Annotated in this window: 23 protein-coding genes; 4 read left to right on the forward strand and 19 right to left on the reverse strand. The window is 71.8% G+C overall.

Features of this window, described 5'->3' with window-relative positions; genetic code table 11:
• Window positions 1-14: 14 nt before the first annotated feature.
• From cbiB to DPQ65_RS01135, 9 genes are all read right to left on the reverse strand, one after another.
• The gene (gene cbiB, locus DPQ65_RS01095) at window positions 15-962 is read right to left on the reverse strand and encodes an adenosylcobinamide-phosphate synthase CbiB (RefSeq protein ID WP_114905547.1); all 948 of its coding nucleotides are present in this window, start codon (window positions 960-962) and stop codon (window positions 15-17) included.
• Window positions 959-2,491, reverse strand: coding sequence for a cobyric acid synthase (locus tag DPQ65_RS01100; protein ID WP_114905548.1), 1,533 nt, complete (start codon window positions 2,489-2,491; stop codon window positions 959-961). Before DPQ65_RS01100 ends, cbiB begins: the two co-directional genes overlap by 4 nt.
• Window positions 2,488-3,069 carry a cob(I)yrinic acid a,c-diamide adenosyltransferase gene (cobO, locus tag DPQ65_RS01105; protein WP_114905549.1) on the reverse strand — a complete coding sequence of 194 codons (582 nt, stop codon included), beginning with the start codon at window positions 3,067-3,069 and terminating at the stop codon, window positions 2,488-2,490. The genes DPQ65_RS01100 and cobO overlap by 4 nt, the downstream gene beginning before the upstream one ends.
• Window positions 3,066-3,953: an ABC transporter ATP-binding protein gene (locus DPQ65_RS01110; protein ID WP_114905550.1), complete on the reverse strand. Its 888-nt coding sequence runs from the start codon at window positions 3,951-3,953 to the stop codon at window positions 3,066-3,068. The genes cobO and DPQ65_RS01110 overlap by 4 nt, the downstream gene beginning before the upstream one ends.
• The gene (locus DPQ65_RS01115; protein WP_114905551.1) at window positions 3,950-5,035 is read right to left on the reverse strand and encodes a FecCD family ABC transporter permease; all 1,086 of its coding nucleotides are present in this window, start codon (window positions 5,033-5,035) and stop codon (window positions 3,950-3,952) included. Before DPQ65_RS01115 ends, DPQ65_RS01110 begins: the two co-directional genes overlap by 4 nt.
• Window positions 5,032-6,033, reverse strand: coding sequence for an ABC transporter substrate-binding protein (locus DPQ65_RS01120; protein WP_114905552.1), 1,002 nt, complete (start codon window positions 6,031-6,033; stop codon window positions 5,032-5,034). Before DPQ65_RS01120 ends, DPQ65_RS01115 begins: the two co-directional genes overlap by 4 nt.
• Before the next feature lie 214 nt (window positions 6,034-6,247).
• The gene (locus DPQ65_RS01125; RefSeq protein ID WP_114905553.1) at window positions 6,248-7,201 is read right to left on the reverse strand and encodes an aminotransferase class I/II-fold pyridoxal phosphate-dependent enzyme; all 954 of its coding nucleotides are present in this window, start codon (window positions 7,199-7,201) and stop codon (window positions 6,248-6,250) included.
• 9 nt (window positions 7,202-7,210) lie between these two features.
• On the reverse strand, window positions 7,211-8,455 hold the full coding sequence (locus DPQ65_RS01130) for a ferrochelatase (protein ID WP_114905554.1): 1,245 nt from the start codon (window positions 8,453-8,455) through the stop codon (window positions 7,211-7,213).
• Window positions 8,452-9,126 (reverse strand): trimeric intracellular cation channel family protein, encoded by a 675-nt coding sequence (locus tag DPQ65_RS01135; RefSeq protein WP_114905555.1) that lies wholly within the window; start codon window positions 9,124-9,126, stop codon window positions 8,452-8,454. The genes DPQ65_RS01130 and DPQ65_RS01135 overlap by 4 nt, the downstream gene beginning before the upstream one ends.
• Window positions 9,127-9,222: 96 nt before the next feature.
• Here DPQ65_RS01135 and sepH point away from each other — a divergent pair, with 96 nt between their 5' ends.
• Window positions 9,223-10,752 (forward strand): septation protein SepH, encoded by a 1,530-nt coding sequence (gene sepH / locus DPQ65_RS01140; RefSeq protein WP_114905556.1) that lies wholly within the window; start codon window positions 9,223-9,225, stop codon window positions 10,750-10,752.
• Window positions 10,753-10,941: 189 nt separating this feature from the next.
• Here the strand turns inward: sepH and DPQ65_RS01145 are convergent, their stop codons facing one another.
• Genes DPQ65_RS01145 through DPQ65_RS01160 form a run of 4 tightly spaced genes read right to left on the reverse strand, consistent with a single transcriptional unit; the run spans window position 10,942 to window position 14,983 of the window.
• A complete protein-coding gene (locus DPQ65_RS01145; protein WP_114905557.1) occupies window positions 10,942-12,525 on the reverse strand; it encodes an MFS transporter in 1,584 nt (527 codons plus the stop codon).
• Window positions 12,522-13,217, reverse strand: a complete 696-nt coding sequence (locus tag DPQ65_RS01150; RefSeq protein WP_114905558.1) for a thymidine kinase — start codon at window positions 13,215-13,217, stop codon at window positions 12,522-12,524. Before DPQ65_RS01150 ends, DPQ65_RS01145 begins: the two co-directional genes overlap by 4 nt.
• A gap of 10 nt (window positions 13,218-13,227) precedes the next feature.
• The gene (locus DPQ65_RS01155) at window positions 13,228-14,388 is read right to left on the reverse strand and encodes an alkaline phosphatase family protein (RefSeq protein ID WP_238146605.1); all 1,161 of its coding nucleotides are present in this window, start codon (window positions 14,386-14,388) and stop codon (window positions 13,228-13,230) included.
• A 16-nt stretch (window positions 14,389-14,404) separates the two neighbouring features.
• Entirely contained in the window at window positions 14,405-14,983 is a 579-nt protein-coding gene (locus tag DPQ65_RS01160; protein ID WP_114905559.1) for a DUF5998 family protein, read from the reverse strand.
• 86 nt (window positions 14,984-15,069) lie between these two features.
• On the opposite strand from DPQ65_RS01160, the gene DPQ65_RS01165 reads away from it, so the two are divergent.
• On the forward strand, window positions 15,070-15,936 hold the full coding sequence (locus DPQ65_RS01165; protein WP_114905560.1) for a hypothetical protein: 867 nt from the start codon (window positions 15,070-15,072) through the stop codon (window positions 15,934-15,936).
• 560 nt (window positions 15,937-16,496) lie between these two features.
• Here the strand turns inward: DPQ65_RS01165 and DPQ65_RS01170 are convergent.
• The 3 genes from DPQ65_RS01170 to DPQ65_RS01180 form a co-directional block, all read right to left on the reverse strand.
• A complete protein-coding gene (locus DPQ65_RS01170; protein ID WP_114905582.1) occupies window positions 16,497-19,133 on the reverse strand; it encodes a bifunctional acetate--CoA ligase family protein/GNAT family N-acetyltransferase in 2,637 nt (878 codons plus the stop codon).
• Window positions 19,134-19,242: 109 nt separating this feature from the next.
• Window positions 19,243-20,673: a sialidase family protein gene (locus DPQ65_RS01175; protein ID WP_114905561.1), complete on the reverse strand. Its 1,431-nt coding sequence runs from the start codon at window positions 20,671-20,673 to the stop codon at window positions 19,243-19,245.
• Window positions 20,670-21,173 carry an RNA polymerase sigma factor gene (locus tag DPQ65_RS01180; protein WP_202862961.1) on the reverse strand — a complete coding sequence of 168 codons (504 nt, stop codon included), beginning with the start codon at window positions 21,171-21,173 and terminating at the stop codon, window positions 20,670-20,672. The genes DPQ65_RS01175 and DPQ65_RS01180 overlap by 4 nt, the downstream gene beginning before the upstream one ends.
• A 103-nt stretch (window positions 21,174-21,276) precedes the next feature.
• On the opposite strand from DPQ65_RS01180, the gene DPQ65_RS01185 reads away from it, so the two are divergent.
• A complete protein-coding gene (locus DPQ65_RS01185) occupies window positions 21,277-21,894 on the forward strand; it encodes a nitroreductase family protein (protein ID WP_114905563.1) in 618 nt (205 codons plus the stop codon).
• 10 nt (window positions 21,895-21,904) lie between these two features.
• Here DPQ65_RS01185 and DPQ65_RS01190 read toward each other — a convergent pair whose 3' ends face one another.
• The 3 genes from DPQ65_RS01190 to DPQ65_RS01200 form a co-directional block, all read right to left on the reverse strand.
• Complete coding sequence (locus DPQ65_RS01190) at window positions 21,905-23,647, reverse strand: cell wall-binding repeat-containing protein (protein ID WP_114905564.1); 1,743 nt, start codon at window positions 23,645-23,647, stop codon at window positions 21,905-21,907.
• Between the two features lie 48 nt (window positions 23,648-23,695).
• Window positions 23,696-24,379 carry a hypothetical protein gene (locus tag DPQ65_RS01195; RefSeq protein WP_162801946.1) on the reverse strand — a complete coding sequence of 228 codons (684 nt, stop codon included), beginning with the start codon at window positions 24,377-24,379 and terminating at the stop codon, window positions 23,696-23,698.
• A 69-nt stretch (window positions 24,380-24,448) separates the two neighbouring features.
• On the reverse strand, window positions 24,449-25,477 hold the full coding sequence (locus DPQ65_RS01200; protein ID WP_202862962.1) for a fused MFS transporter/spermidine synthase family protein: 1,029 nt from the start codon (window positions 25,475-25,477) through the stop codon (window positions 24,449-24,451).
• Window positions 25,478-25,571: 94 nt separating this feature from the next.
• On the opposite strand from DPQ65_RS01200, the gene DPQ65_RS01205 reads away from it, so the two are divergent.
• Window positions 25,572-26,165 carry a TetR/AcrR family transcriptional regulator gene (locus DPQ65_RS01205; protein ID WP_114905566.1) on the forward strand — a complete coding sequence of 198 codons (594 nt, stop codon included), beginning with the start codon at window positions 25,572-25,574 and terminating at the stop codon, window positions 26,163-26,165.
• Window positions 26,166-26,182 lie beyond the last annotated feature (17 nt).

The following is a 26,182-nucleotide window of genomic DNA, read 5'->3' on the forward strand; positions in this document are numbered from 1 at the left end:
GGGTCGCCATGGCCTCACCGGCCCGTCCTCCGGTCAGCCCACCAGGTCAGCAGACACAGCCCCACGGCCGCCAGCTCGACCCGGTCGACCAGCCTGCGCGCCCGGGTCACGACAGGCGCCTGCGGGCGTGGCCCCTCGCCCAGGAGGGGCCGGTCCTCGGTCCGTTCGCCGTAGCGCAGTGGTCCCCCCAGCTCCACGCCCAGGGCACCCGCCAGGGAGCTCTCGGCGACACCCGCGTTGGGCGAGGGGTGGGCGGCGGCGTCCCGGCGCACCGTGGTGATGACCTGCCGAGCCCGGCCCGGAGCACACCCGGTCAGCAGCACCGGGAAGGCCCTCGCGGGTGGCCAGGCCAGCACGTCGTCCAGCCGGGCCGAGGCCCAGCCGTAGCGCTCGTAGCGCGCGCTGTGGTGCCCGACCATGGCGTCCATCGTGTTGGAGGCGCGGTGCGCCAGGGCACCCGGCGCGCCGCCGAGGAGCCCCCAGAAGGCCGGTGCCAGCACCGCGTCCACGGTGTTCTCCGCGAGCGACTCCACCACGGCTGCCGCCACACCGGCGGAGTCGAGCCCGGAGGGCTCGCGCCCCGCGAGCCAGGAGAGCTGGTCCCGGGCCGCGGTGAGGTCCTCTTCCCTCAGGCGATCCTCGATCTGGCCCGCGGTCCCGCGCAGCAGACGGCCCGCGCTGGCGAGCCACACGGCCACGGCGGTCGAGAGCACCTCACCGTGGGTGCCGCGCCCTCCGGCGGCCGCGCGCAGCGCTTCCCCGGCCGTCACGCCGAGCCCGACCCCGAGCGCGGCGTGCCACGTGCCGCGGGGCCGAGAGTCGGCATACAACCGCTGTTCCACCCCCTGCATGGCCGTGCCGAACCACGCGACGGGGTGGAGCCGGTCCGGTGGTTCACCGAGCAGGCGGTCCAGCACCAGGCCGACGGCGACGCCGAGCGCACGGTCACCCAGGCGGCTCACCAGCCCGGCTCCGCGCCGGGCGCGACCGCCGTCCGAGCCAGCTCCAGCAGGCCCGGGACGTCCAGGTGCGCCTCGACCCAGTCGGCCAGGTGGTCCAGGTGGGCGTCCAGGGCCCGGGCGTACGGCACGCCTGAGGGAGTGAAGGAGCGGTCGCGGTCTGCGGCCACCTCGGCCAGCAGCCCGTGACGCAGCCCGTCGCTGTCGAGCACACCGTGCAGGCTGGTGCCGAGCACCCGGCCGTCGGCGCTCCGGCAGCCCTCGGGCCCTTCCTCCAGGTGCAGCCACGCCTGCGCGGAGCCGTGGCGCTCCGGGCGGCCCCACCTGATCTGGTAGCCGGAGACGGAGGGCGTCCCGGCCGGGCCGTCGGGGACCCCGCTCGACCGGGTGACGACCTTGGGCGCCGCGAACGTCGTGGCGACGGGCAGCAGCCCCAGGCCGGGAACCGTCCCGGCCCCGGACTCCACCTCGTCGTGGATGACCTCGCCGAGCAGCTGGTAGCCGCCGCAGATCCCGAGGACCCGGGCGCTGCTGGTCGCGAGGGCACGGTCCAGCCCCCGGTCCCGGAGCCAGGCGAGGTCGGCCACCGTGGCGCGGGTGCCGGGGAGCACGATCAGGTCGGCGTCGGCCAGGTCACCGGGACGGGTGGCCCAGCGCAGCTCGACGGACGGCTCGAGCACCAGGGGGTCCAGGTCGGAGGGGTTGGCCAGCCGGGGCAGGTGGATGACCGCCACGCGCAGCGGCCGGGCGGACGCGCCCTCACTGCCGACCGGCTCCGGTGCCGGCCGCCCGGGCGAGGCCAGGTCCAGCGAGTCCTCGACCCCCAGCATCAGGTGGTCGCCCAGGTGGGGCAGCACCCCCAGGACGGGCAGCCCGGTGCGTTCCTCCAGCTCCCGCAGACCGTCGGCCAGCAGCGACGCGTCGCCCCGGAAGCTGTTGAACACGACACCGACCAGCCGCTCCCGCAGCCGGTCGGGCAGCAGGGCCCAGGTGCCGTAGGCCGAGGCGAAGGCCCCTCCCCGGTCGATGTCGACCACGAGCACGGCCGGAATGCCCGCGGCAGCGGCCAGCGGCAGGTTCACCAGGTCCCGGTCCAGCAGGTTGATCTCCGCCGCACGGCCGGCGCCCTCCAGCACGACCACCTCGTGCATCGCCCGCAGCCCGACCAGCGACCGGAGGACCAGGGTCCGCAGGCGCACTGCGCGCTCGCCGTAGCCGTCGGCCTCGTCGACGGCCACCTCCTCCCCCAGCACGACCACATGGGAGGAGCGGGCTCCGGAGGGTTTGAGCAGGACCGGACCCATCCGCCGGTCGGTCTCGACGCGGGCGGCCAACGCCTGCATCGCCTGCGCCCGGCCGAGCTCACCACCGTCGGGGGTGACGGCGGAGTGGTTGGACATGTTCTGCGCCTTGAACGGCGCGACCTGCACACCTCGGCGCGCCAGGGCCCGGCACAGCGCGGACACGACCGTCGACTTGCCGGCGCCACTGGTCGCCCCCACGACCAGGAGCGCACCACGGGCGGTGCTCAATAGTCGATCCCCCGCCGCGCCCGGATCCCGCGCTCGAAGGCGTGCTTGACCTTGACCATCTCCGTGACGGTATCGGCCACCTCGATCACCGGCTCCGGCATCTCCCGCCCGGTGAGGAAGACGCTGACGTCCTCGGGGCGGTCCCGCAGGACACCGGCGACCTCGACCGGGTCGATCCAGCCCCAGTTCATCGGGTAGGAGATCTCGTCCAGCATCACCATCCGGTGCGACCCCGCGGCGATCAGGTCCTTGCTGAAGGACCAGGCCGCGACGGCCTTGGCGCGACTCTCGTCCAGATCGGTGGACTCCCACGAGAAGCCGTCCCCGGCGCTGGCCCACTCCACCCCGAGCTGTCGCAGCATCGCCTCCTCGCCCGTGCGCCACTTCCCTGACTTCAGGAACTGGACCACCAGGGTCGGCCAGTCCCGCGCCCTGCTGCGCAGCAGCGTCCCGAAGGCCGCGGTGGACTTGCCCTTGCCGTGGCCGGTGGTGACCAGGACCAGGGACGGCGCCGAGCGCAGCGCCCTCCGGTCGTAGGGCCGTGCGGTGCGTGGCTCGGTGTGCTCGGGGTTGTTCACGAGACCTCCTGGGTCCGGTCGGGGTCGAGTGGGTGGTGGGTGGGCGAGCCTCGTCGGCCCGGTGGGGTGCAGTGCTCGGTGGCAGACACCGCGCCGGTATGCCGTGGGGCACGGGGGGCGGGCACGACGACCAGGTGCCCGTCCAGGTGGTGGACGTGCAGGGGCCAGCCGTAGACCTGGCTGAGCAGCGAGTCCTGCAGCACCTCGTGGGGCGTGCCCAGAGCGACCGGCGCACCGCGCTCGAGCAGCAGCAACCGGTCGGCATAGCGGGAGGCGATCCCCAGGTCGTGCATCGCCGCCACCACGGTGAGCCCGTCCCGATGGCGCAGGTCATCGACCAGCTCGAGCACCTCCACCTGGTGACCGGGATCGAGGGCGCTGGTCGGCTCGTCCAGCAGGAGGACCGGTGCCTGCTGGGTCAGCGCGCGGGCGATGACCACACGCTGGGTCTCTCCCCCGGAGAGTCCGCGCAGGGTCCGGTCGGCGAACCCGCCCATCCCGAGCCGGTGCAGCGCGTCGACGGCGATGCGACGGTCGGCGGGAGACTCCCGCTCGAGCCACCCGAGGTGGGCGGTGCGACCGAGAAGGACGTACTCGACCACGGTCATCCCGGGCGGCAGCTCGGGTGACTGGGGCATGAGCGACACGTCCCGCGGGCCCGGGACCGAGCCATCACCGAGGTGCACCTGTCCAGTGCTCGGCACCAGCCCGACCAGGGACCTGAGGAAGGTGGACTTCCCCGATCCGTTGGGACCGATCAGGCCGAGCCACTCGCCACGGTGCAGGTCCAGGTCGACGCCCGCGAGCACCTGCACACCGCCGAAGGCGACCTGCACGTCACGGGCGCGCAGGACCGCTGGCGAGCGGGTCGTCGGGGAACTCATGCGTCGTGCCTCCGTCGCCACAGGATGACGCAGAAGAACGGCGCCCCGACGAAGGCGGTGATCACGCCGACGGGCAGCTCAGCAGGCGCGGTGAGGGTGCGTGCCCCGATGTCGACGAGGGCGAGGAAGCCACCTCCCACGACCGCGGACAGCGGCACGATCGCCCGGTAGGAGTGCCCGACCAGGACCCGCACGATGTGCGGCGTCACGAGCCCGACGAAGGCGATGAGGCCGCTGACCGACACCGCCGCCGCCGTGATCAGGGTCGCGGCGGTCACCACGAGCAGGCGCGAGCGCGCCGGCTTCAGACCCAGGGCACGGGCCTCGTCGTCGCCCAGCCGCAGGACGTCCAGGTGACGGGCGTGCAGCAGCAGGACCAGGCCGGCAACCAGGACATAGGGCAACAGGAGCAGCACGGGGTGCCAACCGTCGGCGGCCAGCCGGCCGAACAGCCAGGACAGCACCTCCCGCGCCCTGGTCTGGTCCAGCCGTTGCAGGGCGAACGTCTGGGCCGCCGAGAACAGCGCCGCCATCGCGACGCCGGCCAGCAACAGCGTCGCCGGGTTCCGGAACGAGCCGCGGGCCACGAGCACGGAGCCGGTGACGGCCAGCAGCGCGCCGACGAACGCGGCCATCGGCAGTGCGGCGACCGGGCCGAGGGCAAGGTTCAGGCCGAAGCCGAGGGCCAGCACGGCACCGAGCCCCGCCCCCGCTGACACGCCCAGCAGGTAGGGATCGGCCAGCGGGTTGCGGAAGACGCCCTGGTAGCCGGCTCCGGCCACGGCGAGCGAGGCCCCGACCAGGGCGGCCAGGACGGTGCGCGGGAGCCGGATCTGCCACAACACCGCCTCGTGCTGGGAGGACAGCGTCCGGTCGACCTCGATGAGCGGGACGGCGTCCAGGAGGGAGCGGATCACGCCACCCACCGGCAGTCCGGCGGCGCCCTGCGTGGCCGAGAGCAGGCAGGCCAGCAGGAGCAGAGCCAGGCTGCCGAGCAGGGCGGGAACAGGCAGCCGGAAGGCTCGGTCGGCGGACCGCTCCAGGGGGTCGCCCGCGCTGGCGGCGTGCGTTCGGGTGGTCACCGACCGACCGGCGCGCCGACCTGGCTCATCGCCCCAGCCACGGTCTCCACCAGCTGGGGAAGTCGCGGACCCCAGCGGGAGGCGATGTCGGCGTCAACCACCACGATGTTCCCGTCCCGCACGGCGGAGACGTCGGCCCAGCCGGGCCGGGCCGCCACGTCCTCGGCGGTGTAGGACACCTGGTCGGTGATGACGATCAGCTGCGGGTCGGCCTCGATGATGGCCTCCTCGGTGAGCTGGGGGTAGCCGGCCTGGTCGGCGTCGGCCGCGTCGGCGATGTTGACCGCCCCCATCTGCTCATACACCGAGCCGATGAAGCTGTGGCTGCTGGCGGAGAAGAACGTGTCGTCGAGCTCGTGGTAGACCCGCAGCCCCTCCTCCTGCGGAGCTCCCTGGAAGGCCTCGTCCATCTGGGCGCGCAGGTCCTCGATCACGGTGGCCGTCTCGTCCACGTGGCCGGTCGCGATCCCCAGGGCCGCCATCGTGTCGTAGCCGTCCTCGATGTCGGCTGGCGCCGGGTTGACCAGGACGGGGATGTCGAGGGCGTCCAGCGAGGCCACGACGTCGTTGCTGTCGTTGGCGATGACCACCAGGTCCGGTTCGTAGCCGACGATGGCCTCGACGTTGGGGTCGTAGCCGGAGAGGTCGGTGACCGGCGCCTCCTCCGGGAAGGTCGAGTAGGCATCCACGGCGATGACCTGCTCACCCGCGCCGATGGCGAACAGCGTCTCGGTGGCCGACGGGGACAGCGACACGACACGCTCAGGCTGCTCGTCGATGATGACCTCACCGGAGGCGGTGTCCAGCGTGACGGGGAAGTCGTCCGCCGCGCTCGTGGCCGTGGTGTCGTCGCTCGGTGCGGTGGCGCTGGCCTCGTCCGTTGCGTCGGTGCCGGTGGCCTGCTCAGCTGGCTGGTCGTCGCTGCCGCAGCCGGCCACCACGAGGGTCAGGCAGAGAAGGAAGGCGGCGGGTGCGGCCGCCCGGGGACGGATGGTCATCTGGTCTCCTGTCGGTCGAGGTGAGTGCTCGAGCGACAGCAGTCCCGGTCAGGATCCGTCTGCCGAACCAGCCCTTGTCCTCGAGGGCAAAATGGTGCGGAACGCCAGGCAGTTCGACCGGACTCGTCCACCTCTGACCGGGGTCTGGGTGGCTTCACCGTTGCGGGACAGTGCCGGGTTCTCACCGGACTTCGTCTGCATGACGCTGGGCACTCTACACAGGCCCCCGGACCTCCGCGGCCGCATCCCGGTGGAGTGCCTGGTCCAACCGCTCCAAGCCCTCCGGGGCGGGGACCGCGATCCGCACCGTGCCGGGCAGCCCGAAGCTGGCACAGTCGCGCACCAGCACCCCGTGGGGCGCGAGGCGCTCCCGCAGCCCGGCGGCGTCCTCGACCAGGACCCAGGGGGCGTCGCCAGGCCGCACGCTCAGCCCATGCCCCTGCAGCACCTCGACCAGCTGGCCACGGAGCCCGCTAATCGCCCGCGACCAGCCCGGCAGGTCGGCACCGGCCAGCAGGTCGGGCAGCACGGCGAGGGCGAGGGTGCTCACCGACCAGTGCGGCTGCGCGCGGGTGAGTCGCTCGATCAGCTCCGGCGCAGCCACGACGTAGCCCAGCCGCAGCCCGGGACAGTGGAACGTCTTGGTGAGCGACCCCACGACCACGACGCCGGGTCGTCCGGCGCTCCATCGGCCGGTGGCCAGGGCGTAGAACGCCTCGTCCCAGACATCGGCGTGCTCGTCGGGGCCGGCGAGCACGCCGGTGGGGCTGTGCGGGTCGGTGCGCCACACCGGGCCGGTCATGCCCCGCGGGTGGAGGGCAAACTCCGGCTCGCTGCGGATGTGTCCGCCCAGGACGGAGCTCACCAGGTGGATCGCCTCGCTGCCCCCGTTGGTCAGCAGCACCCGCTCCGGCCCGACTCCCAGTGCGTCCGCGAGCAGACCGGTCGCTTCCCGGGTGTCCGGGTAGCGCCCCAACGCGTCCAGGTGTCGGACGACCAACGGGGCGACCGGTGGAGCCACAGGGTTCATGTTCTGGGACAGGTCCACGAGTTCGTCGGGGTCCAGCCCCAGAGCCCGCGCCACCGCGAGACCGTCACCGCCGTGGGTTCCGGCAGCAGGAACCGCGGCGGTGGGTCGGGACCCCGCGTCGTGGGACACCCGGGACATGCCGGTCCTTCAGTCCGCGCCGCAGGCGGCGGGCTTGGCGACGCGCAGGTTCGGGCAGCAGCCCGGAGCACAGACCGACGGCCATGGCTCGGCCACCGGCCAGGACGGTCGCTCCGGGGACTCACCGCGCGCTTCTGCGGCACGCTCCACGACCAGGTCGGCCAGGCCGGAGACGAACTGCGGGTCGATGCCCACCGTCGGCACGCGCAGCACCTCGATGCCGACCTCGGCTGCCGTCTCCTGTGCTTCGGTGTCCAGGTCGAAGATGACCTCCATGTGGTCGGAGACGAAGCCGATCGGCGCCAGGATCACCTGGGTCACGCCCTCGCTCGAGAGCTCACGCAGCCGGTCGTTGATGTCCGGCTCGAGCCACGGTTGGGTGGGCGGGCCGGAGCGGGAGCAGTAGGTCAGCTCGCCGACCAGGTCCTCCCCCAGCGTGGCCCGGACCTCCTCGGTGATCGCGCGGGTCAGAGCCTCATGCTGGGCGCTGTAGACATTGCCCTCACCGTCCCCCGGACCCGAGGTGTCATCCATCCCGTTCGGGATGGAGTGCGTGACGAAGACCAGGCGCGGCACCTCGCCGCTGCGGTCGCGGACCTGGCGGGCAGCCTCGGTGACCAGGCGAGCGTTGGTGGAGGCGAAGCCGGGGTGATTCCAGTACTGCCGGACCTTGTCGACCCGCACCGGCGTGCCCTCCTCGGTCAACTCGGCGATCGACTCGGCGAGGTCCTCGCGGTACTGCCGGCAGGAGCTGTAGGAGCTGTAGGCGCTCGTGGTGACCGCCAGGAACCGGGTCATCCCCTCGCTGGCTGCTCCGCGCAGGGTGTCGGTCAGGAACGGCTCGGAGTTGCGGTTGCCCCACAGCAGGGGCGTGCTGATCTCGCGGCGCGCGAACTCCTCACCCAGGGCGGCCAGCAGCGCGCGGTTCTGGTCGTTGATGGGGCTCTTGCCGCCGAAGGCGTGGTAGTGCTCGGCGACGTCCTCCAGCCGTTCGTCGGGGATCCCCCGCCCGCGAGTCACCCGCCGCAGGAAGGGCATGACCTCCTCCGGCGCCTCAGGGCCTCCGAAGCTCACCAGGACGACGGCGTCATAGGGGTCAGCCTCGCCGGTGGTCTCCTCGGCAGCCTCCTCTTCCAGCTCCGCCAGGGACTCAGCCTCGTAGGCCGACTCGCCGGTCGGCGGTCGGGCCGCGGTCGGGCTCTGGTCGGCCCCGTCCTGTCCGGGGTCCGTGGGCTCGGCGATCGGGTCAGTCATCGGTGCTCTCCTGTTGTTCGCAGTGCGGTCGGGGCATTGAGGTCCAGGGCGACGGCGACGACACGGATCACGAAGACCAGTGCGACCGCGCCCCAGATGAGTAAGGGGGTGAGGAAGTCGAGGGAGTGCGCGACCACGATCAGCGTGGCGCCGAGCACTGCGGGCACGGCATAGAGTTCGCGCCGCAGCACCTCCGGCACCTGCCCGGCCAGCACGTCGCGCAGGGCGCCGCCGCCCGTGGCGGTGATCACGCCCAGGATGACCGCGGCCAGGGCCCCGGAGTCGAACTGCAGGGCTTTGAGGGAGCCGCTGACCGCGAACAGCGCGAGACCACCGGCGTCCAGCACTCTCACTGCGCGGCCGATCAGCTTGGCCCGGAGGCTGGACCGGATCGGGATGACCGCCCGCAGCCGGCTGTACCAGAGGAAGACGCCCAACCCGGCCAGGGCCGCCGGTGCCAGCAGGCGCCAGTCGGTCAGTCCGTCCGGTGGGGTGTCGCCGAGCAGCACGTCGCGGATCATCCCACCGCCCAGGCCAGCCACCCAGGCGAGCACGACGACACCCACGAGGTCCAGTCCCTTGCGCACCGCGACCAGACCGCCGGACAGCGCGAAGACGAAGACCCCGAGGATGTCGAGCAGCAACTGGAGGTCGTAGTCCTGGGTCACCATGGTTATGCCTAAGGTAGCCCTCCAGGCGGCGTGGCCTGCTGTCCGGGCGAGGTGAGAAGTGGCACAGTCGGACCAGGCCGACACAAGGAGAGTTTGATGGAGCAGCTGCGGTTCACTGCCGTCCACGAGGACGGGCAGCACCTGGTCCTGTCGATCGCTGACGGCACCGAGCTGCTGCTGCCGGTCGATGCCAGGCTCCGCTCGGCGCTGCGTTCGCGCAGCGCGCCCGCCGACGCGCCAGCCACGCCGTTGAGTCCCCGCAACGTCCAGGCGATGATCCGCGCTGGTCAGAGCCCTGAGGAGGTCGCCGAGATCACCGGCTGGCCCACCGAGCGGGTGGCGCGGTTCGAGGGTCCGATCCTGGCCGAGCGCGAGCACGTCTCCGGGATGGCCCAGGCCGCCCACGTGCGAGGCCGCTCCCCCGAGGGTGGCGTTCCCACCCTGGGTTCTCGCGTGCTGGAGCGGCTGGCGGAGCGAGGCGTGGACACTGACAACGTCGGGTGGGACGCGACCCGACCCGAGGGTGGCACCTGGACCGTGGTGGTCAGCTTCGTCGCCGGTCAGCGACAGCGCGCTGCGGCCTGGCAGTTCGACCCCGTGGACCGCACCGTCGAAGCACTCGATGATGAGGCCCGCTGGCTCAGCGAGGACGAGCAGGCGCTGCCGGGCAGTGCCGCGCGCGGGGCCCGCAGCACCTCGCGCGGTTCGGGTGGGCGCGCGGCCGACACGCCGCTGCTCAGTGGCCGGTCGTCGGCGGGCGATGTCGACCTCGTGATGTCGATGCGGGAGCGCTCCCGCTCCCGCGGTCGCCGCAAGAAGGCCTCGACCAGCAGCACGGACCCGGCCGGCCTGCCGCAGCTGGAGCATGCCCCTGAAGACGTGCTGCCCCTGGAGGAACTGGCCTACGACCCGGACACGATGGGTCTGCCGCCCGCGGCCCACGGTGAGTCGCCGGCGCCGGGGACGGCGACCGAACTGGAGGCCGCCGTTGATCCTGAGGCCGCCGTTGATCCTGAGGCCGACGGCACTGACGAACCAGCGGCGCAGAGGACCACCGAGCAGCAGCAGACCGGCTATGACGTGCCGCTGCAGTTCGACAACGACGAGGTGGACCCGGGTGAGTCCGACGAGGACCTCAGCCCGCAGGAGTCCACCCTGGATGACCTCTTCGGCCCCGACGAGGCAGACGAGGCCAGTGAGCTCGACGACCAGCCCAGCGGCGCAGACGACGAGACCAGCGGGCACGACGACCACCTCAGCGAGGGCACCGGAACGTCCGGCACGGACCAGCGGAGTGGCGGGGACGCGGTCGGGACGAAGAATGAGGACGTGGAGGTCGAGCTCGGCGAACAGGTGGTCGAGGAGGACGCGCTTGAGCTGGGCGGCGACCTCGACGAGGCCGAGACGACCCAGCCTGACCGGTCGTCCGACACGGCGAGCGACGCCGAACCGGCGCCGGACAGCAGCGATGGTGACTCCTCTGCCGAGGAGTCGAATGAGGATCCCGCCGAGGCCGGGGACGAGCCCGTTAAGCCGACCCCCAAGCCCAAGCGGCGCAAGGACGGCCGCCCCGGTGTGCCGAGCTGGGACGACATCATGTTCGGCGCCAAGGACCGGCGCGGCTGAGCACCCAACGTTCGCAGACCGAGCCCACTAGGGCTAGGTCTGCCAGGACGTGACACTGGTGTCCTGACCCGCACCAATGGGTCGGCTGGTGCATCTGGAGACACCAATGTCACGTCCCCCGACACCTCAGCACCGGGGCACCATCGGCCCCGCTCCATCGACCCAGCCTGCGGACCTTGCCGCAGGGACTCAGTCCGAGGGGGACGCGATCGATGTCGGCGAGGTGATCTTCCGGCCGCGGGAGGGCAGCAGCACCACCACGAGCCAGAGCACCAGGACCACCGCGATCACCGTCATGCCGATCGTGGCATCCGCAGGCAGCACGACGGCCAACCCACCGCCGATCACCCACGCCAACTGGATCAGGGTCTCCGAGCGCCCGAAGACCGAGGTGCGACTGTGCTCGGGCACTGACTCCTGGATCACCGCATCGAGGGCCAGTTTGCCGAGTTGCTGGCACATGCCGACAACTGCGGACAGGATGATGACGGTCACCATGCCGAAGTTGATGGCGGTGGCCACAGCGGCCCCCACATCGATGATCAGTGAGATGCGCACCAGTGCCCGGGGCGGCACCAGTTTGGTGAGCGACCCCAGCACGGTGCCGATCGCGGAGCCGATGCCTGCCGCAGCGGCGACCAGCCCGATGAGCAGGGTGAAGCTGCCACCCCAGCCCTCCGGTGGCGACTCGCGCAGCAGGAAGGCCAGGAAGATCGTGAGGAAGCCCGAGAGCATCCGCAGGCCCACGTTGGCGCGCAGTGCGTTGACCACGGCCGGTGGCACCCAGCGGCTCCGGCCACCGGCGACCTCGGAGATCGGCACCTCGCTCTCCCCCTTGGAGGAGTCCACCGCCGGTGGCAGCAGGATGGCGAGCACCGTGCCGAGGGCGAAGATCGCGAAGGCCAGCCGCAGCGACCATCCGGACCCGAAGTAGGCGATGCCCACCGCCAGCGGTGCCGCGACGGCCGCGCCGACCACCCCCGCCATGGACATGCGCCCGTTGGCCTTGACCAGCGTCATCCCCTTCGGAAGCAACCGCGGCGTCGCAGCCGAGCGGGTCACGTTGTAGGCCTTGGAGGCCACAAGAATCCCTAGCGCTGCGGGGAACTGCCACCAGGCGGCGCTCTCCAGCGAGCCGGCGAGCACGAGGCAGAGGACGGCACGCACGGCCATCATCGAGCCGATCGCCCACCGTCGGCCATGCCGGAAGCGGTCCAGGAAGGGGCCGACGAACGGGGCGATGATGCTGAAGGGCAACAGCGTGAGCAGCAGGAACAAGAGGACCTGTCCGCGCGCCTCGCCGGTCGGCACGGAGAAGAACAGTGACCCGGCCAACGAGATCGCCACGACGGCGTCACCGGCGTTGTGCAGTCCGTGCACCTCGATCAGTCGGGACAGTCCGGTCTCCCCCGCACCGCCGGCGTGGGTCGCCCGGCGCGTCACCCGGTATGCCGAGTGGCTGACCACATTGGTGCCGTGCGCCACCGCCTTGGCGCCCTTGGTGAGGCCGTGCCCCACGGTGGCGCCGGCCTGAGCGACCTTGGCGGTCCTGGACGGCCGGGGTCGGGCCGAGGTGCCGGCGATCGGGCCGTATCCCGGGCCCTCGTCCAGCGGATGCTGCTCGCGCCAGCGTTCCTGCTCGGCCTGGGAGGCGGGGTCCTCCCAGAGGGATGCTCCGGCGGCACGATCACGGTCTGGATCGGGGTCGAGGGTCCAGTCGTCACGCTCCCCCGGGGCGCTCTCGGACGCCTCGTCCCGCCTGCGCCCGATCATCGTTGCGGCACCGGGCAAAGGTCGAGGTCGAAGGGCAGCACCTCGGGCGAGAGGGCCGCGGCCCGGGCCGCGTGTGAGGTCATCCGGCGCATGTAGTGCCGGCGGCAGAGCACCTCGTACTCCACCTCCGGCAGGCCGGGCAGCTCGCCCTCCCCGTCCGCCTCGCCCACGTCTCCGACAACGACCTGGTCACCCTCGACGACCATGACGCCATTGACGACGCGGGCGTTGTGGGTGGCGGTCTTGCCGCACCAGCACAGCGCCTCGACCTGCAGCACCTCGGTGCGGTCGGCGAGCTCGATCAGCCGACGCGAGCCGGGGAAGAGCTGGGCCCGGAAGTCTGCGGTGATGCCGAAGGTGAAGACGTCCAGGCCCATCTCGTCGACCAGCCGCGCGAGCTGTTCGACCTGGACCGGGGTGTAGAACTGGGCCTCGTCACAGATCAGGTAGTCGATCCGCCGTCCGTTCGTGGCCTGTTCGGTGACCAGGTCCCAGAAGTCCAGGTCGTCGGTCACCTCGATGCCCACCCGGGCCAGCCCGAGGCGCGAGGAGAGCATCGCCTGTCCGGCGCGGTCGTGCTTGGAGAAGATCAGACCGGCCCGACCACGAGCGGCGTGGTTGTGGTCCATCTGCAGCGCAAGAGTCGACTTGCCGCAGTCCATCGTTCCGGTGAAGAAGACAAGCTCGGCCACGGCGTGCAGTCTACGTAATCGCCGGGAGGTGCAGGAGGGGAATCGCCATCTCGTCGCGTGTCAACGAGCCGTGGTGTCCCTGCAGCGCGAGGAACTCGGGCCGCTGGGCCCGTGAGTCGAGCACCGTGGCGTGGCCGCGCATGGCCACAACCAGGTCGCCGATGCGGGGCTCGACACGGTCCTCGACGGGGCCGAACCACCCGTGATCCACAGCCTCCTCGCGGCTCACCACCAGGGCAGAGTCCCCCAGCAGCTCGGTCCAGGCGGCGAGGACGTCGGGGACGGCTCCCGGATCGCAGTGCGGCTGGGGCACCCGTGGGTCGCCGCCCAGGTGCCGTATGCCGCGGGCCAGGTCCTCCTCCCACGCCAGGTCCCGGCGGAGGGACTCGGGCGCGTCCACCATGCCGTGGTCTGCGGTGACTGTCAGGGACGTGCCTGGCGGCAGCCGCGTGGCCAGGTCGGCCAGGGCTGCGTCGGTGCGCTCCACCTCCTCACCCCACTGCCAGGACCCGGGCCCGAAGGTGTGGCCGATCTTGTCCACCTCGCCCCAGTAGAGGTACACGAACGAGCGCGGCGCGGCCGACAGCGCGGCGATGGCAGCGTCAACCCGGGCCGGGAGCTCCTGCGCGGCAGCGAAACCGCCGCCACGCTGGGCTGCGCGGGTCATGCCGGAGCCGTCGAAGTAGCCGGGACCGATCCGGGTCACCCGGACGTCCGCCGCCTCCAGCAGTTGAAAGACGGTGGGGTGCGGCTGCCAGGTCTCGGGGTGGGGGCCGTCGTCCCAGGAGAGGTGGTTGAGCAGTCGGTCGTGCTCCGGCATCAGGGCCTGCCACCCGACGACCCCGTGGGCACCTGGTGGCAGCCCGGTGCCCAAGCTGCTCAGGCTGGTGGCGGTCGTGGCAGGGAACCCGCAGGTCAGCGCCGGTGCAGGGCTCTCCAGTGAGCGCAGGAAGGGCGCGTGACCGCTGCGGCGTCGCAGCTGCTCTGCGCCCAGCCCGTCGACCAGGACCACCACGGCGCGCTGCGCGGGCGGCAGCTCAAAGAGAGGGTCGATGCCGAGCTCAGCCCCCGGCGAGGCCGACACACCCAGGCTCTGCGCGACCGCGGGGAGAACCGTGGCCAGCGACCCGGCATACGAGAGGTCGATGAACTCCGCGGGCAGGCGATGCACTGAGCTGGTCCGCGGCTCAGCGGCCGAGGCGCGCCGAGAGCTGTTGGGCGAAGTTCAGGGCGCTGCTGAGGGCGTCCGCTCCGTCGGCCTCGGTGGTGATCCGCAACGAGATGTCGTCGCTGGCCACCGTCCCCTCATAACCGTGGTCGCCCTCACAGGTGGGATCGGCGCAGACGGCCGGCACCAGGTCGAGGCGGGAGACGGTCCCCCAACCCAGGGTGAGGGTCAGCGCCCGCCCGGTCGGGCTGCCGGTGTAGGCGGCCGGGTCGGGTAGGACGTGCGTCATCATGACGCCCCGCACCGCGCTCAACGGGACGGTCTCGGTCGTCGCGGTCGCGAAGTGCCCGTGCGGCGCGCTCGCCTCGTGGTCGTCGGCGTGACCGATGACCAGCCGGTGCGGCGTCAGGACCAGCACGGTGACGTGGCGGCGAACGGCATTCTCATCGAGCGTCGTCTCCTGGTGCACCAGGTGACCGACAATGTCATCTCCGGCAACAGCCGTGGCGACGACGTCGGACACGAGCGCGGGCAGGTAGCCTGCATGCTCGATGGCCTCGCGCAGAGACTGTGGGAGGGTCATGCTTGGCTGGGGCATGGGGTCATCCTCCCACCTCAGCCGCGAAGTGCTGGAACCGTCGTCCCTGTGACCACGTCTGTGCCCGAACCTGGAGGGGGTTCATCATGCGCCGTCTGCACCTGCGCCGTCTCGGAACTGCTGCCCTGCTCGTCCTGGCCCTGACCGGGTGCGGTGACCAGACCACCGGCAATCCCGCGCCGTCCGACCCTGCGCCGACGACCAGCTCCGACACGGCTCCGACCACCGCGGATGGCACCACGTCCGATACGCCCACCAGCGCTGAGGCCGAGGACACCCACGACACCGACCCGGTGACCGATGCGGACCCGACTACCTCCGCACCCACCACCGAGGACCCGAGCCCGACGTCCGAGACGGCTGGACCCGCCCCCACCTCGACGGACCAGCCCCCTGCCACCCCGGCCTCCGGGGAGTGCACCGACGACTCGTTGAGCAGCGACATCCTGGGCTTCACCGGTGGCGTGCGCGTCGACTACTGCGATGACGGCTGGGCCTCCGCGGTCTATCCGGAGGCTCCCGGCGCCCCCGCTTTCATCGCCGAGACCTCCAACGGGCGCTGGTTCCACGCGGTGTCGATCGGCGACCCAGTGTGCGCGGAGGATCTGGCCGCCCGTGGGGCGCCCTCCTCGATCACGGATCTGCTCCCCGGCTGCGGTGCGGCACCTGGCCCGACGACCGCGCCGCCGACACCGACCGGACCGGACGGGCCCTGCACCATCCAGACCGCGCTCTACGGCGCCACGGACGCCGAGCTGGTCGGAGTCTCCTGTGACGAGGCGACCGCCGAGTGGCAGGTCGCCGAGGCCAACACGGAGCCGTCGTGGAAGATCCCGGGGGTCACGCCCAGCGGCTGGGAGTGCTACGTCACGCCCTACGAGAAGACGTCCGCCGCGGCCGGCTCCTGCTACGGCCCCGACGGGTCGGCCTACTTCACGCTGTACGTCCCCTAACCAATTTTTGGGGAGGTTTGGACCGCCTGCTGGGGGAGGTTTGGACCGCCTGCTCGTGTGTCATGCGGTTTCGGTGTGACGGTAGTCGGGCTCTGTCTGGCCCGAATTCTGCAGGACCGAGATCGCATGACCGTTCAGGTGGCGGCCGGTCGAACGGGGTGGCGGACGGTCGAACCGGGGCGGCGGCCGGTCGAAATGCTGAGCGGCTCGGGGTGGCCGCAACGGCTCGATCGTCGGGGTGTCATCACGGCCTAACGCTCTGCAGATAGCGCGGCACGGGCCAATAGGCTCTGCACGTAGCGTCATATGGCGCATCCAATGCAGAGCCCAACGCTAGGCCAGCACCCACTGCAGAGCACAACGCTGGACCAGCATCCACTGCAGAGCCGTAACGCTGGACCAGCACCCACTGCAGAGCCCAACGCTGGACCAGCCCCTAATGCATAGCACTCCCACAGCGGGGCCGAGATAGCGCCACATGGTGCGGCCGGTGGGTCCGTCTGCCGCGATCCGGGCCCCACCCGCATTGTGAGGGAGCTTCGGAACGCCTCCCCGCCCGGTCAGCGGGTGAGGGACCGCCGGCCGGCATCGGCCCGGCCGGTGTCGCGGGCCACCGTGATGCTGGCGCCCAGCACCGCGACCCCGCTGGCGTGGGCCACCACCGGATTGAGCCGGAGCAGCGTGACCTCGGGCAGGTCGTCGGCGAGGACCGACACGCGGGCCAGCAGGTCGTGCAGCGCCAACTGGTCCACCGGGTCGGTCCCGCGATAACCCGCCAGCAGCGGGGCGGCCCGGACCCCGGAGACCATGTCGGCCACGTCGGTGTCGGTCAGGGGCGGGAACCGGTGGGTGACGTCGCCGAGCAGATCCGCCGGGACCCCGGCGATCCCGAAGCCGACAACGGGCCCAAACAGCGGGTCCTCCGCCGAGGTGATCTCCACGACGACACCGGTGGGGGCCATGGACTGCACGGCGATGCCCTGCGCGCCGCGCGGCTCGAGCACGCGAGTCAGCCCCGTGTAGGCCTCGCGGACCGCCTCAGGCGAGTGCAGGTCGGTGCGGATCCAGTGGTGGAAGGTCCCGTGCCGCAGCGCCGGGTCGGTGGCCTTGACCACGGCGGGCAGACCCAGGTCCTGGGCCACCTGCGCGGCCTCCTCGGCGTCGGTGACCGAGATGCTCGGCCAGATCGGTATGCCGTAGGCGTCCAGGAGCGCGGCGGTCTCCTCATCGGTCATCACCCGACCATCGCGCGCCTGCGCCAGCACGCTCTCGATCACGTCGTGCGCCCGCCGCCGGTTGATGCCGCCGGGGCGCACCCGCTCGCCACGGTCCCGGTTGCGCCACGCCGCATACTCGGTGGCCGAGGCCAGTGCCCGGACCGCGTCCTCGGGCATCGGGTAGGTGGGCAGCGAGCCGTCCGGCGCCACGCCCCGCATGCCGAGGAAGGTTGCCACACACGGCTTGTCGCTCTCGGCGACCGCTGCCTCCACCGCTGACACCACGTCGGTGTCGGGCGTGATGATCGGCGGGATGAAGCACGCGATCAGGCTGTCCACGGCGGGATCGGCCAAGGCCTCCTCCAGTGCCTGCGTGAACTCCGGGACCGTCGCGGTGCTCGGCAGGGCGACCGGTCCGTGACCGATCGTCAGCTTCCACTCCACCGCGGCGTCGGCGGCGAGGGTGCTCAGGGCATCGGAGTTGGTCACGATGGCCACGGACCGGCCCCGCGGCAGCGGCTGGTGCACCACGAGCTGGGCAACGTCGAAGAGCTGGTGAGTGTTCTCCACCCGGATCACACCGCTCTGCCGGAGCATCTCCGCGAAAGCCTCGGGCCGCTCCCGGGTGGCCCGGACCGTGTGTCCCGGCACCGTGTGGTGACCGGCACCGCTCTTGACCACGATCACCGGCTTGACGGCCGAGAGCTGCCGGGAGATGCGGGTGAACTTGCGCGGGTTGCCCATCGACTCCAGATAGAGACCGACGGCGGCGGTGGCCTCGTCGTCGATCCAGTACTGCATGAGGTCGTTGCCGGAGATGTCGACTCGGTTGCCGGCGGAGGCGAAGGTGGAGATCCCCAGACCGCGTCGCTCGGCGGAGGCCAGGACCGAGATGGCCAGTGCACCGGACTGGGCAAACAGCCCCAGGGCTCCCATCGTCGGCATGGCCGGTGATAGGGAGGCGTTGAGGCTGAAGCCGAGGCCGGTGTTGATCAGCCCGAAGGAGTTGGGGCCCAGCACCCGCAGGCCGTGCACGCGGGCCGTGGCCAGCAGCTGCCGCTGCAGACGCGCGCCCTCCTCCCCCGCCTCCGCGAACCCGCTGCTCACCACCACCACTGCGGTGACGCCCGCAAAGGCGCACTCCCGCACGATGCCGGGCACCTCGGCGGCCGGCACCGCGATGACCGCCAGGTCGATCGAGGCACCGATCTCGGAGACCCGCGACCACGCCCGGCGCCCGGCGACCTCCTCCGCGGAGTTGTTCACCACGAACAGGTCACCGGCGAACCCGCTCTCGTGGATGTGTCTGACCAGGGCCCCACCCACCGAACCACCGCGACGGCTCGCCCCGATCACGACGACGGACGAAGGATGCAGGACCCTCCGCATACTGACCGACTCCGAGCGGTGCTCGCGGGCGAGGGCGACCGCCCGCGAGGCCTCCGTCGGCTCGATCTCGAAGCTGACCGCGATCACCCCGTCGTCGAACTCGTGGGTCACCTCGTAGCCGGCGTCCTGGAAGACGTTGATCATCTTGCGGTTCTGCGGGAGGACGTCCGCGGTGAACAGGCGCACCCCCGTCTCCCGGCCGATCGCCGCCAGGTGCTCCAGCAGCACCGATCCGATGCCCCGGCCCTGGTGCTTGTCGGCGACGTTGAAGGCGATCTCCGCGGAGGTCCAGTCGGTCTCCGCGAAGCGGTCATAGCGACCGATGCCGGCGATCTCGTCGCCGATGACCATGACGAGCGCGACCCGCTTGTCGTAGTCGACGTGCACGAACCGGTGCACGTCGCGGTCGGACAGCCGCCGGATCGGCGCGAAGAACCGGAGGTAGATCGACTCCTCGGACTGCTGGGCGTGGAACTGGTGGATCAGCTCGGCGTCGTCGGGGCGGATGGGACGGACGTGCGCCACCGAGCCGTCGGTCAGGACGACGTCGGCCTCCCACTCGCGCGGGTAGCCCGGGGGAACGTCGCTCATGTGTCCCAGCATGCCCGATCCGGGACCTGCCCTGCGCGGGGAGTGGCCGTATGCCGTGTGGCGGGGTTGCCGGGAGCCGGCCCGTCGGCGCGGGGCTGGCTGGGCGAGGTCAGTCGTGGAGCGGGACGACCTCCCAGGTCAGGCCACGGTCCTCCGAGCGCCAGTAGCCGAGGTCCGCGGAAGCCTGGTCGTCCGTGGGATAGGCGATGAGGTCGCCGAACATCGTCAGCTCGAGCCGCTCGGGCGCGGCATCTGCGTCGGGCAGGAAGGCCTCGTCGCTCCACGTCTGGCCACCGTCGGTCGTCACGGTGTAGTTGCCCTCCCCGATCAGGAGCAGGTGACCGCTCTCGACGGAGGCGAGCTGCGGGGGCTGCTCCCCGAGGACGAAGGAGGGGACGGTGATGTTGGCCGGCTCCCAGGTGCGTCCGCTGTTCGGTGAGAAGCGGAGCGAGAGTCCGCGGTCGTCGTCGCACAGCGCAGACAGGCCGGTGTTCCAGCCAACGCCTCCCGCACCGGGTCCTCCCGCGGCGGTCACGGCCACCGGCCCGGCACCGCACTCCTCCAGCGTGGCCGTGGACTCCAGCACGCCCTCCTGGAGGCGCAGGACGGTCACCCCTGCACCATCGCCGGGGGTGGCCAGGACGTAGCGCACGTCACCGGAGTCCAGCAGCCACGCCCGCACGACCGGCCCCAGCTCCTGGGCAACGTCGTCGGTCCACGTGGTGTCGGTGGGGTCGGTGAGCACCGCCGACCCGCTGGGCAGGTCACAGGGACCGGTGGCGCACTCCTGGTAGGTCCACGTCGTCGCCAGCAGCTGGTCGCCCTGCACCGAGAGGTCTGCGACGTAGTCGGCACCGGTGTCCACGACGCTCCAGGTCCGCCCCCCGTCGGTCGTCGTCCACAGCGGGGCCTTGTCGCCCCAGACCCACCCCCGGCCGTGGTCGGTGAACAGGACCCGGTGGACCATGCCCAGCTCCTCCAGGTCCGCGCGCGGCGCCCAGGTGCCGCCGCCGTCGGGCGAGTCCGCGAGCACCGAGCACCACCCGCTGGTCTCGCAGGGGTGCATCACCACCGCATACCGCATGCCGCTGTCCGTGCCGGGCTCCGAATCGGCCGTGGTGATGTCGGCGAACCGCCCGTCCGCCGGGAGGGCACCGTCGGGCTGCCCGGTCGTGACGACCGGGTCGGGGACCGACTCGCCGGTGGGGTCCTCGGCCGTGGGCGACGGCAGGCCCTGATCGTCCGCCGAGGAGGGGCCGACCGGCTCGCTGGCGCTCGGCCCCGGGCCGGCCACGTCCGGGTCGTCCGCAGTGGGCAGCAGGCTGGGGCCCACGACGAGCGCGAGCGCCGCCGCGGAGGCCACCAGGGCGCCGGTCCAGGCCCCTCGACGACCCGACCGGGCCCGCCGGCGCTCGTCCCGGATCCGCTGCCAGGTGACCTCGTCGGCCGGTTCGTCGCTGACCTGGACACGGTGAGCGGCGAAGAACTCCTCGACCGGGTCCCGCTGTCTCCCACCGTGGCCGGGCTGCTCCCTGGTCATCGTGCCTCCTCCAGCGTGCTCGCAAGACGGGACCGTGCGTCATACAGGTCCCGTTTGACGGCCCCCTCGGACCGGCCCACCTGACGGGCCACCTCGGCCACCGACAGATCGGCGAAATAGAACAGCAGCACCGGCAGCCGCAACCGGTCCGGGAGCGCCTCCACGGCGGCGCGCACGCTGAGCAGCTCCGCCTGGTCCGGCCCGGGCTCGGCCTCCTCCGGGCGCACTCTGCCGCCCTGGAACCGTTCGTAGGCGTTGGCTTCCCGCCCCCGCTTGCGCCAGTGGTCACGCACCAGGTTGGCGACCGTCGCGAACAGCCACGGGCGCGGGTCGTCGACGCGCTGCCAGTGGCCCAGCAGCCGCGTGAACGCCTCGGTGGCCAGGTCGTGCCCCAGGTCCCGGTCACCGACGAGGTGCGCGGCCCACCCGGCCAGCTGGCCGTAGTGCGCCACGAAGACCTCGTGGACTGCTGCTTCGGCCGGGTCCGCGCTCCGTTGCACGAGGCCTCCTGTCGTCCGGACGGACGTGACGACTGCTGTCATGCCGAGTATGACGCCGCAGGCCGCTGTCCGGTTGGAGCCCGGCTCTGTTTGCATGGACCCCATGGAGTTTTCCCAGGTGGTCCGGACCCGGCGGATGATCCGCAACTACGACCCGGCGCGTCCGGTGCCCGAGGAGATGCTGGCCAGGGTCCTGGGCAACGCGGTGCGGGCACCGAGCGCCGGGTTCTCCCAGGGATGGGACTTCGTGGTGCTCCGCACGGAGGGCGAGCGCGCCGCCTTCTGGGAGGCGAGCACCACCCCGGGGAGGGAGCCGGACAACTGGCTCCTCGGCATACAGCGGGCGCCGTGCCTGATCGTCTGCTGCTCGAGCCCCGACGCCTACCTGGACCGCTATGCCCAGCCGGACAAGGGCTGGACCGACCGGGACGCCGCGCGGTGGCCGGTGCCGTACTGGGATGTCGACACCGGCATGGCCGCTCTGCTCATGCTGTTGACCGCCGTCGACGAGGAGCTGGGCGGCCTGTTCTTCGGGGTGCCGGTCGAGGCGCTGGACACCGTGCGTGCGGCGTTGGCGATCCCGACCGACCGCAACCTGGTGGGCGTGGTCTCCCTCGGCTATCCCGCGCCGGACCGCAAGAGCCCGAGCCTCCGGCGCGGACGGCGGCAGGTCGGGCAGGTCGCCCACGCCGGGAGGTTCGGGACTCCGCTGGCCCTCTGACGACCCCGGCTCAGCCGTCCCGCAGGTCCGAGACTGTCGTGAACGTGTAGCCCTGGGACCGTAGGGTGCGCACGATCTCCGGCAGCGCGCTGCCGGTCTGGTAGCCACCCAGGTGGGCCAGGACGATCGTGCCCGCCGATGGCGCCGGAACCGTTGTGCGACTGATGATCTGGGCCCGGGTGGTGTCCGGGTGCCAGTCGATCGTGTCGCGGGACCACATCACGGTCTTGGTGTAGCCCACGTCCGCCAGCCAGCCGCGCACGGTGGAGTTGTGCGACCCGAACGGCGGCCGCCAGTAGGGGTTGGTCGGCATCCCACTCAGCTTCTCGAGCACGGTCTCGGCGTCGGTCAGCTCGTGCTGCACGAAGGACCTGGTCATCGCCACCTGGCAGGGCGCCGCCGACGGGGACCCGCCACCGCCGTTGACCAGGTCGCAGTGGTGCACGGTGTGGTTGCCCAGCTCGAACAGCTCGGGGTGCGCAGCGATCTTGGCCATGATCGGCCTGCCCTCCGTGCTGTTGGCCATGATGCTGGTCGGGAAGAACGTCGTGCACACCTGATGGGCGACCAGGAAGTCGACGATGTCGCCCGCGCCCGTCAGCCGACCGCCCATGTCGAGGGTGAAGGCGATCTGCCGGGTCGCCCCGGGCACACTGGTGATCGTCTCCTGGCTGCCGGTGGACGGCCGCGTCCCGGACCAGCAGACGCCGAGCCGTCGCTGCACCTCCCGCGGGATCTCGTTGCTCTGCGCGGCACGACCGCCCAGGACGTATGCCGTGTTCGGGCTCAGTCGGGTCAGCTCGCTTCGCGTCCCGTTGGGCAGGGCGCTGCCGGTGGTGAGCAGGATCGGGCCACGGGTGTGCCGCACCGCTGCCCCGGCGGACAGCGCGTCCGGCCAGCTCCGTCCGGTCGCCAGCAGCACCGCCGGCCGGTCAGTGCCGAAGACCCGCTGCGAGATGGCCAGCGCGGTGGCGAAGCGGTTCTCACCGGAGACCCGCTCGACCGTGGCGATCTGCGCCGCCTGGCTGGCCACCGCACTCGAGATCGCGCCGGTGCCGCCGAGCAGCATGATCCGGTCCGGGGCGAGCCGCTCCAGCTCGTTCCGGGTGGCCTCGTTGAGCTGGTCCCGGGAGGTGAGCAGCATGGGCGCGCCCTGGATCCCGGCCGCCGCTCCCCCGGCCAGCGCGTCGGGGAAGGCCGCACCGGTGGCGAGGTAGGCGATGTCGGCCCCGCCGGGGAAGGCGTGGGCGGACACTGCGGCCGCCGTGTCATAGCGCGATGGCCCGGCGAGCCGGCGGGCCGTCCCGACGGTCAGTCCGTCGAGCTTCGAGCGAACCGGCGAGGAGATGACGTCCAGACCGCCGACCACGACGATCTCCTGGGGCCGGAGCCGCACCAGCTCGGCGCGGGTGGCGGCCGGGATCGAGTCCCGGGTGACGAACAGGACCGGTCCGCCGAGCTCGTCGGCGGCGGGCCCCGCGGCCAGCCCGTCCGGGAAGTTGAGACCGGTCGCGACGACCGCCACGGGGACACCGGGGGCAAAGAACTCCCGGCTGACGGCGGCTGCTGTCTCGTAGCGGTCCGCCCCGGCCAGCCGTTCGACCGAGAAGGCCAGGTCACCAGCGCTCGGTGAACTGTCCCGGGTCGTCTCGCCAACCGTCGATGAGCCTGCAGTTGCCCCCTGGGCGAGGCTGCAGGCCAGCACGAGCACCATCGCGACCGCGCCGGTCGCCAGTGAACGCAAGGTCTTCATGTCTGTATGACGCCGCGGCCCCACTCCCGGTTGGTGGCCGGTGTCGGTTCATCTGAGGGCGGCCACCGCGGCCTGCAGTGCGGCGATCTCCTCGGGTGTGCTCGTCCTGCTGATGTAGGCGATCTCCGCCAGGTGCCGTCGATCACGTTCCGGGATCCGCCGCGCCAGCTCTCCCGGGTCCTCCAGGAGGGCCGCGTAGATCCCCGCACCGTCGACGCAGAACATGTCGATCAGCACCGGGTGCCCGTTCGCCGCCACCCGGATGTTGCCCGCGTTGAGGTCAAGGCCGTCCCACCACGGCACGGTGCGTGCCGCCTCGTGGTTGAGGGCCTCCGCCGCGGCGCGGACCGCAGCCAGGGCTGGGTCAGCGCCCTCGTCCCAGGCGTGGCGCACTCGAGCGGACACCTCCGCAGGAGCCTCGCTCAGGAACTCCAGCACGGTGAACTGCCCACCGCCGTCCAACTGCTGGTCGGCCTCGATCCGAGGCAGGTACGGCGAGCCCGGCAGGCGCCGGCACAGCTCCACGAAGACGGGGTATGCCGGGTCAAAGGGCGCCACCCGCGCCACCCGGGAGCCGTCCGGGCACCGCAGGGTAACGGCCCAGTCACCGACCCCGCAGACGCTCCACCCCTCCCGGATCAGCTGAGCCTGCACCGTGCGATGGTCACGCCCCTGAGATCGGGCCACGGCACCGCGACGGGTCCAGTCCTCTTGCGCACGGTCTGCTGGCACCGTGCCAGTCAAGCAGTCGGGAGCAGCCCGAGCGACGGGAAATCCACACCTCGACGGTGGCGGGGCGGGTCATCCACGGTTGCCACCTGATCGTCCAGGCACCAGGAGGAGCAGCAGTCCGAGCACCACCCAGGACCCGAGCACGAGAAGAGCCGGACCGGAGCCGGCTCCGTCGAACCAGGCGACCGAGCGCAGGGCGGTGCCGGTGGCTCCCGGCGGCAGCAACTGCCCGAGGGTGCCCCAGCCCGAGGGCAGCATCTCCGGTGCGGACTGGACACCCGACAGCGTGCTGCCCAGCAGCACCATCAGCACGGCGGTGACCCCGACACCGGCATAGCCGATCAGTCGGACGAGCCCGAGTGCCAGCGCGCCGACGGCGGCGACCCCCAGGGCCAGCACGCCGGAGTTGGCCCAGTAGGAGCCCGCCAGCCCGCCCAACCACAACTGGCTGACGGCGCCCAGGACCAGCCCGGCCGCCCCCGAGAGCAGCGCCAGCGCGCTGAGTTGGCGGCCGCGTCCGCTGACCGCCAGACCGCTGGCGGCGCCGGAGAGGATTCCGGCGATCACGAGCGGAAGCACGGCCGAGGCAAGGCCAGCTCCGCGCGGGTCGTCCTCCGGCAGGGGCACGGTGTCGGTGACGGCCAGTGGTCCCCCGACCTGGGGAGGCACGTTGGCCGCAAGTTGACCCAGCACCTGGGCGACGGCGGGGCTGGCGGCACTCGCCGTGAGCATCTCGCCGCCGCCCGGCCCGAGGACGAGCGCCCCGTAGACCTCACGGCCGGCGATCGCCTGCTCCGCGGCCGCCCGGTCCGCGACCGGACGCAGGTCAAAGGCGCCCTCGCCCGCCCCTTCAGCCAGCGCGGCACCGATCTGCTCCGTGACAGCTGGTGGCGCCACGACCGCGACCGGGACGTCCCGCGGGCCAGCGTTCGTTGCGGGCCACGCGAACGCCGTGGCAATCACGAACAGCAGGGACACCACCCCGAGTGCGAGCGCCGCGATCCGTGACCACGGCGTCGGTGCCCCTCCTCGCCCAGGGGTTCCGCCAGTCTGCGCGGCACCATCCCCGAGGTCCTGCTCCTGGAGCTGCACTGTCATGATTCCTCCTAAACGAACGTTCCTTCTGTTTAATCTACTGTCCTCCCGCATCGCGGACTTGTCAAGAACGATCGTTCGGTTTTAAGGTCGGAGGATGCCCAAGGTCACTGATGAGCATCGCCAGGCACGCCGCGATCAGATCCTGCTCGCCGCCATCACCTGCGTCGCCGAGGAGGGCTTTCACAAGACGACGATGGCGCACGTGATCACGGCCTCGGGCCTCTCGGCAGGTGCGGTGTACGGCTACTTCCGCAGCAAGGAGGAGCTGATCCTGGCCATCGCCGACCACGCGCTCGGCTACCTGAACCAGGCGATCGGTCAGATCCAGGCGATGGATCCGGTCCCCTCCCCTGTCGAGGTCACCCGCCTGCTGACGACCCTACTCGTGGAGCGCGCGGAGGCGGGACCGGTCGATCTCACGCGCGTCGCCGTGGCAGCGTGGGCCGAGGCCGTCCGCGACGAACCCGTGCGGGCTGCCGTGGCGAGCCGGATCCGTCAGATCAGGGGCGCGTATGCCGAGGTGGTCGTCGCGCAGCAGGCCGCCGGGCTGATCGACCCGGAGGCTGACCCGCAGCTGGTCGCCAAGTCCTTGTTCGGTGTGATGCCGGGCTTCGTGCTGCAGCGGCTGGTGACCCAGGACGTCACTGCGGAGGACTACGCGGCGGGCTACGCCGCGCTGCGTCACTGAGCGCCCTCGAATCTCAC

It is taken from the genome of Ornithinimicrobium murale (assembly GCF_003352835.1).
Classification (GTDB): Bacteria; Actinomycetota; Actinomycetes; order Actinomycetales; family Dermatophilaceae; genus Ornithinicoccus; species Ornithinicoccus muralis.